The sequence below is a fragment of the Streptomyces sp. NPDC058964 genome (assembly GCF_042741275.1).
GTDB lineage: Bacteria > Actinomycetota > Actinomycetes > Streptomycetales > Streptomycetaceae > Streptomyces.
This window is the reverse complement of record NZ_JBHYKH010000454.1, coordinates 1-7,439: the sequence shown is the minus strand read 5'-3', so window position 1 is coordinate 7,439 and position 7,439 is coordinate 1. Positions and strand designations below refer to the sequence as shown.

General features: G+C 70.0%; 6 protein-coding genes and 1 pseudogene. 3 read left to right on the top strand and 4 right to left on the bottom strand.

The window, feature by feature from the left end; translation table 11 throughout:
• Positions 1–138 precede the first annotated feature (138 nt).
• Entirely contained in the window at positions 139–636 is a 498-nt protein-coding gene (tamR, locus tag ACFW2E_RS36700) for a MarR family transcriptional regulator TamR (RefSeq protein WP_116150630.1), read from the bottom strand.
• Positions 637–725: 89 nt separating this feature from the next.
• On the opposite strand from tamR, the gene ACFW2E_RS36695 reads away from it, so the two are divergent.
• On the top strand, positions 726–1,538 hold the full coding sequence (locus ACFW2E_RS36695; RefSeq protein WP_384473306.1) for a trans-aconitate 2-methyltransferase: 813 nt from the start codon (positions 726–728) through the stop codon (positions 1,536–1,538).
• A complete protein-coding gene (locus tag ACFW2E_RS36690) occupies positions 1,538–1,921 on the top strand; it encodes a glyoxalase (protein ID WP_384473304.1) in 384 nt (127 codons plus the stop codon). The genes ACFW2E_RS36695 and ACFW2E_RS36690 overlap by 1 nt, the downstream gene beginning before the upstream one ends.
• Here ACFW2E_RS36690 and ACFW2E_RS36685 read toward each other — a convergent pair.
• The 3 genes and pseudogenes from ACFW2E_RS36685 to ACFW2E_RS36675 all read right to left on the bottom strand — a co-directional run bounded on the left by ACFW2E_RS36685 (position 1,893) and on the right by ACFW2E_RS36675 (position 4,304).
• Positions 1,893–2,506: pseudogene (locus ACFW2E_RS36685) on the bottom strand (Uma2 family endonuclease). The gene ACFW2E_RS36690 and the pseudogene ACFW2E_RS36685 overlap by 29 nt on opposite strands.
• A 119-nt stretch (positions 2,507–2,625) precedes the next feature.
• Positions 2,626–3,300, bottom strand: a complete 675-nt coding sequence (locus tag ACFW2E_RS36680) for a TetR family transcriptional regulator (protein WP_384473301.1) — start codon at positions 3,298–3,300, stop codon at positions 2,626–2,628.
• Positions 3,297–4,304, bottom strand: a complete 1,008-nt coding sequence (locus ACFW2E_RS36675) for an acyl-CoA desaturase (protein ID WP_384473298.1) — start codon at positions 4,302–4,304, stop codon at positions 3,297–3,299. Before ACFW2E_RS36675 ends, ACFW2E_RS36680 begins: the two co-directional genes overlap by 4 nt.
• A gap of 299 nt (positions 4,305–4,603) precedes the next feature.
• Between ACFW2E_RS36675 and ppc the strand changes: the two genes are divergently transcribed.
• Entirely contained in the window at positions 4,604–7,336 is a 2,733-nt protein-coding gene (gene ppc, locus ACFW2E_RS36670; protein WP_384473295.1) for a phosphoenolpyruvate carboxylase, read from the top strand.
• Positions 7,337–7,439: the final 103 nt, after the last annotated feature.

Below are 7,439 nucleotides of genomic sequence, written 5' to 3'. Positions count from 1 at the left end.
CCGTGAGTGTTCTCTATCCCCCCCCGGGGGGGGGGCCCACGGGCCCCCCCCCCCCCCCCCCCCGGGCCGGGGGGGGGGGGGGGGGCCCCGCCCCCCCCCCCCCCCCCGCGGCTCCGGCATGACGCGCCCGGCGGGGTCTCAGCCGGGGATGTTGTCGAACGGGGCGGTCAGCTGGCGCAGCAGCGCGGCCAGTTCGCCGCGCTGGGCGCGGGAGAGCTCCGCGAGGATCGCCCGTTCCTGGTCCAGCAGGCCGGCCAGGGCCTGGTCGGCGCGGTCGCGGCCCTCGTCCGTCAGGCGCACCAGCACGCCGCGCCGGTCGCTCGGGTCGGGCAGCCGTTCCACCAGGCCTTTCTTCGCCAGGCGGTCGATCCGGTTCGTCATCGTGCCCGAGGTGACGAGGGTCTGCGTCAGCAGCTGCCCCGGCGAGAGCTGGTACGGGGTTCCCGCGCGCCGGAGCGCGGTCAGGACGTCGAACTCCCAGGGCTCCAGCTGGTGCTCGGAGAAGGCGAGCCGGCGCGCCCGGTCCAGGTGCCGGGCCAGCCTGCTCACCCGGCTGAGCACTTCGAGCGGTTCCACGTCGAGGTCCGGGCGCTCCCGGCGCCACGCAGCGACCAGCCGATCGACCTCGTCCTCCATGACGATCAGTGTAGTGGTTGTGTCGACATGAAGTCTCTTGATGTCGAGTTTCTTGACATCAAGATAAGTGTGGGGGGAGAGTGGAGGACATGACCAAACCGACCTGGGACCCCGCCCAGTACCTCCGCCACGCCGGCCACCGCGCCCGCCCCTTCGCCGACCTCCTCGCCCGGATCCCCGGCCTGCCCGGCGACCCGCCCCGCATCGCCGACCTCGGCTGCGGTCCCGGCAACGTCACCGCCCTGCTCGCCGAACGCTGGCCCACCGCGCACATCACCGGCTACGACAACTCGCCCGCGATGCTCGACAGGGCTCACGCCGATCACGAGGGCCCCACGACGGGCGGCGGCCGCCTGGACTTCGCCGAGGCCGACGCACGGACCTGGACCCCCGCGGAACCGCACGACCTGATCGTCAGCAGCGCCACCCTCCACTGGGTACCCGCCCACGCCGACCGCTTCACCGACTGGATCGAGGCGCTCACACCCGGCGGCACCTTCGCCTTCCAGGTCCCCGACAACATCGATGCCCCGCTGCACGCCCTGATGCGCGAACTCGCCGCCACCGCCCGCTGGAAGGGCCGCCTCGCCGACGTCCTGCGCCCCGAGGACTCCGTGCACACCCCCGGCGCCTACCTCGACCGGCTCGCCCGCCTCGGCTGCGCCGCCGACGTGTGGCAGACCACCTACTTCCACGTCCTGGAGGGCGAGGACCCCGTCCTCGAGTGGGTCAAGGGCACCGGACTGCGCCCCGCGCTCACCGCGCTCGCCGACGACCCCGAAGCGAGGGACGCCTTCGTGGCCGAGTACCGGGACCTGCTGCGGGACGCGTACCCGAGCGCCCCGTACGGCACCGTGCTCCCCTTCCGCCGCCTGTTCGCCGTCGCACGGAAGGCCGCCTGATGCTCGCCGCCGTCGACCATGTCCAGCTCGCCGCCCCGCCCGGCTCCGAGAACCTGCTGCGTACGTACTACGTCGACGTCCTCGGCATGACGGAACTTCCCAAACCGCCGGCGCTCGCGGCACGCGGCGGCTGCTGGTTCGAGGCGGGCTCCGTGCAGCTCCACCTGGGCATCGAGCAGGACTTCCGGCCCGCGAAGAAGGCCCACCCAGGGCTGCGGGTGACGGACATCGAGACGTACGCGGCCCGGCTGGCCGCAGGGGCGGCGCCGGTGATCTGGGACGACAGCCTCCCGGGCCACCGCCGCTTCTACTCGGAGGATCCGGTGGGGAATCGGCTGGAGTTCCTGGAGCCGGTCACAGCTCGTCGAGCGCACCAGAGGTGATGTCGATGTCCATGTCGAACGGCGCCGAGAGGTCGAGCTTGTCGTGGTGGATACCAGTGAGCTCGTAGGCCTTCTCGGCCGGGTCCAGCTCGTAGGTCCTGACCACCGGGTGCTGATTGCCTTCGGCCATCTCGACCAGCCAGAAGTGCGGGATACCGGCGGCCGCGTATTTCAGGGGCTTGTAGTCACGGTCCCGGGCTTCGGAGTCCGGGGAGACGACCTCAACAGCAAGTACGAGGTCCTCGGAGCGATACCGGCCTGCTCGCGTCCGGTGAAGGCATCCGCACGCACGACACTGATGTCGGGTTCAGGCGCGTTGCGGCGATCGAGGACGACGGTCATCTCGCGACGCACCTTCAGGCCACTGGGGACCACACGGCGCAGGCCGGCTACCAGCAGGTCGATCATGATGCTGTGGAAATCCCGCTGCGGACTCACGAAGACCAAGCTCCCGTCGATCAACTCGGTGTGCGGCGGGAGGTCCGGCAGCGTGAACAGGTCGTCGACTGTGAAGCCCTCGGGTGGCGGCACGGGCAGGTGGATGCCGGGCTCGGAGTCGTGTGCGCTGCTCGGCCCGGCAGTCATGGTGATTCCTCCCACGAGCGGGATTCTTCGGCCTGAATACCCACGGTAGTCGCCGGAACCGACAAAGGTCACCACAACGGGGGATCGAGCCCCTCAAGCCCCCTGCCGCCCCGGACGGCTCAGCTCTTCCGGTGACCTATCAGCCGAGGCTTCTGCTCCAGCCCGTCCAGCCCGTGCCACGCCAGATTCACCAGGTGCGCCGCGACCTCCGCCTTCTTCGGACGGCGCACGTCCAGCCACCACTGACCGGTCAGCGCCACCATGCCGACCAGGGCCTGCGCGTACAGCGGCGCCAGCTTCGGGTCGAAGCCCCGGCTCTTGAACTCGCGGCCCAGGATGTCCTCCACCTGGGTGGCGATGTCCGAGATCAGGGACGCGAAGGAACCCGTCGACTGCGGGATGGGCGAGTCACGGACCAGGATCCGGAAACCGTCCGTGTACTCCTCGATGTAGTCCAGCAGCGCGAACGCCGCCTGTTCGCACAGCTCGCGGGGGTGACCGGCGGTGAGGGAACTCGTCACCATGTCCAGCAGGCGCCGCATCTCGCGGTCCACCACCACCGCGTACAGGCCTTCCTTGCCGCCGAAGTGCTCGTACACCACCGGCTTGGACACCCCGGCCTTCGCCGCGATCTCCTCCACCGACGTGCCTTCGAAACCCTTCGCGGCAAACAGGGTGCGACCGATCTCCAGCAACTGCTGGCGGCGCTCGGCACCGGTCATACGGGTGCGGCGCGCTCGCCGCGGCTTGTCGGTGCTGGGGGTGCTGGAGTCGGTCGCCACGGCGTCAATCATGCCGCCTTCGCGGCCTCCGCCCCTCTCCCGGAGCCGTCTTCACCGGTGTTACGGCGCGAATCGATACGCGAGCGTGACGGCCAGCGCACGTCGTACGCCCAGCCGAGCAGCTCGAACCAGCGGATGATCCGCGCCGACGAGTCCACCTGACCCCGCTCCACACCGTGCCGCGCCGACGTGGGATCCGCGTGGTGCAGGTTGTGCCACGACTCACCGCACGACAGCACCGCCAGCCACCACACGTTCCCCGAACGGTCGCGGGACTTGAACGGCCGCTTGCCCACCGCGTGACAGATCGAATTGATCGACCACGTCACATGGTGCAGCAGCGCCACCCGTACGAGTGAACCCCAGAAGAACGCGGTGAACGCGCCCCACCAGGACATCGTCACCAGACCGCCGATCAGCGGCGGCAGCAGCAAGGACACCGCCGTCCACAGCACGAAATGCCGGGAGATCGTCCGGATCGCCCGGTCCTTGATCAGATCCGGCGCGTACTTGTCCTGCGGCGTCTGCTCCTCGTCGAACATCCAGCCGATGTGCGCCCACCACAGGCCCTTGATCAGAGCCGGAACGGTCTCACCGAACCGCCACGGAGAGTGCGGGTCGCCCTCCGCGTCCGAGAACTTGTGATGCTTGCGGTGGTCGGCGACCCAGCGCACCAGGGGACCCTCGACCGCCAGCGAACCCATGATCGCCAAAGCGATCCTCAGAGGCCGCTTGGCCTTGAACGAACCGTGGGTGAAGTAGCGGTGGAAGCCGATCGTGATGCCGTGGCAGCCCAGGAAGTAGAAGAAGACCATGAGGCCCAGGTCGAGCCAGCTCACCCCCCAGCCCCAGGCCAGCGGCAGCGCCGCCACCAGCGCGAGGAACGGCACCGTGATGAACAGCAGCAGGGTGATCTGCTCGACCGAGCGCTTCTGCTCGCCGCCCAGCGTGGCGGAGAGGAGTGAGTTGTCGTTCGCCTTCGGGGCGTCGTCGATGACATCGGAACTCGTGGTCATGGGCGTCCCCTGTGGGGTCGAGGGTTGAAACCGGTGCCGAGCAGTCGGAACCGGACGGGACTCCGGCAGGACTTCCTACGGTTACGTAACCTACGGCGTCGTAAGTATGGCAGCGCGCCGTCCGGCGGCAAGAGCCCGTGAGTCAGCGCGTCCGCATGGACACCTATCCTTGGAGTCGGTCGGACAGCGCGGTCCGCTCTGTTTTCTTCCCGGATGTCCGGCCCGTATGCGGCACCTGCCGCTCGGCAGACACCGGGTTCCCTCCCAGACGAGCTTCAACACTGCAAGGAGCCGCACCTGTGAGCAGTGCCGACGACCAGACCACCACGACCAGCAGTGAGCTGCGCGCCGACATCAGGCGACTGGGTGACCTCCTGGGCGAGTCCCTCGTCCGACAGGAGGGACCCGAGCTCCTCGAGCTCGTCGAGAAGGTCCGCCGTCTCACCCGCGAGGACGGAGAAGCCGCCGCCGAGCTGCTGCGGGGCACCGAACTGGAGACCGCGGCCAAGCTGGTCCGCGCCTTCTCCACCTACTTCCACCTCGCCAACGTCACCGAACAGGTCCACCGCGGCCGCGAACTGCGCGCCCGGCGCGCGGCGGAGGGCGGCCTCCTCGCCCGTACCGCCGACCGCCTCAAGGACGCCGACCCCGAGCACCTGCGGCAGACCGTCCGGCACCTCAACGTCCGCCCGGTCTTCACCGCCCACCCCACCGAGGCCGCACGCCGTTCGGTCCTCAACAAGCTCCGGCGCATCGCCGTACTCCTCGAGACCCCCGTCATCGAGGCCGACCGCCGCCGCCACGACATCCGCCTGGCCGAGAACATCGACCTCGTCTGGCAGACCGACGAACTGCGCGTCGTACGCCCCGAACCCGCCGACGAGGCCCGCAACGCGATCTACTACCTCGACGAACTCCACGCCAACGCCGTCGGCGACGTCCTCGAGGACCTCACCGCGGAACTCGAACGCGTCGGCGTCCACCTCCCCGACGACACCCGTCCCCTCACCTTCGGCACCTGGATCGGCGGCGACCGCGACGGCAACCCCAACGTCACCCCCAACGTGACCTGGGACGTCCTCATCCTCCAGCACGAACACGGCATCAACGACGCCACGGAGATGATCGACGAACTGCGCGGCCTGCTGTCCCAGTCCATCCGCTACACCGGTGCCACCGAGGAACTCCTGGAGTCCCTGCGCGCCGACCTCGAGCTGCTGCCCGAAATCAGCCCCCGCTACAAGCGGCTCAACGCCGAGGAGCCCTACCGGCTCAAGGCCACCTGCATCCGGCAGAAGCTCGCCAACACCAAGCAGCGCCTCGCCAAGGGCACCCCGCACCAAGCGGGCCGCGACTACCTCGGCACCGCCGAACTCCTCCAGGACCTGCGGATCATCCAGACCTCCCTGCGCGAACACCGCGGCGGACTCTTCGCCGACGGCCGCCTGGCCCGCATCATCCGCACCCTGGCCGCCTTCGGCCTCCAGCTCGCCACCATGGACGTACGCGAACACGCGGACGCCCACCACCACGCCCTCGGCCAGCTCTTCGACCGCCTCGGCGAGGAGTCCTGGCGCTACGCCGACATGCCTCGCGAGTACCGCGCCAGGCTCCTCGCGAAGGAACTCCGCTCCCGCAGGCCCCTCGCGCCCACCCCGGCCCCCGTCGACGCGGCCGGCGAGAAGACCCTCGGCGTGTTCCTGACCGTCAAGAAGGCTCTGGAGATCTTCGGCCCCGAGGTCATCGAGTCCTACATCATCTCCATGTGCCAGGGCGCCGACGACGTCTTCGCCGCGGCCGTACTCGCCCGCGAGGCCGGACTCATCGACCTGCACGCCGGCTGGGCCAAGATCGGCATCGTGCCGCTCCTGGAGACCACCGACGAGCTCAAGGCCGCCGACACCATCCTGGAGGACATGCTCTCCGACCCCTCCTACCGGCGCCTGGTCGCGCTGCGCGGAGACGTCCAGGAGGTCATGCTCGGCTACTCCGACTCCTCCAAGTTCGGCGGCATCACCACCAGCCAGTGGGAGATCCACCGCGCCCAGCGCCGCCTGCGCGACGTCGCCCACCGCTACGGCGTCCGCCTGCGCCTCTTCCACGGCCGCGGCGGCACCGTCGGCCGCGGCGGCGGCCCCTCCCACGACGCCATCCTCGCCCAGCCCTGGGGCACCCTGGAGGGCGAGATCAAGGTGACCGAGCAGGGCGAGGTCATCTCCGACAAGTACCTGATCCCCTCCCTGGCCCGGGAGAACCTGGAACTCACGGTCGCGGCCACCCTGCAGGCCTCCGCCCTGCACACCGCACCCCGCCAGTCCGTCGAGGCCCTCGCCCGCTGGGACGCCGCAATGGACGTCGTCTCCGACGCCGCCCACGCCGCCTACCGCCGGCTCGTCGAGGACCCCGACCTGCCCGCCTACTTCTTCGCCTCCACACCCGTCGACCAGCTCGCCGACCTGCACCTCGGCTCACGGCCGTCGCGCCGGCCCGACTCCGGAGCCGGGCTCGACGGACTGCGCGCCATTCCCTGGGTGTTCGGCTGGACCCAGTCCCGGCAGATCGTCCCCGGCTGGTTCGGCGTCGGCTCCGGCCTGAAGGCACTGCGCGAGGCCGGTCTGGACACCGTCCTCGACGAGATGCACGGCCAGTGGCACTTCTTCCGCAACTTCATCTCCAACGTCGAGATGACCCTGGCCAAGACCGACCTGCGGATCGCCGGCCACTACGTCGACACCCTCGTCCCCGACGACCTCAAGCACGTCTTCGACACCATCCGCACCGAACACGAGCTCACCGTCAACGAGGTCCTGCGCATCACCGGCGAAAAGGAACTCCTCGCCGCCCAGCCCGGCCTCAAGCGGACCTTCACCATCCGCGACGCCTACCTCGACCCGATCTCCTACCTCCAGGTCACCCTCCTCAAGCGCCAGCGCGACGCCGCCGCCGCGGGCGAGGAACCCGACCCGCTCCTGTCCCGCGCCCTGCTCCTCACCGTCAACGGAGTCGCCGCGGGCCTGCGCAACACCGGCTGACGGCCCCCGCGGCCGGAAACGACGGGCGCGCCCGCGGCACCCCCTCCCCGGGGCCCCGCCATGCGGTCACCCCGCTGGGGTGTAAAAAGAACAGACCCCCCCG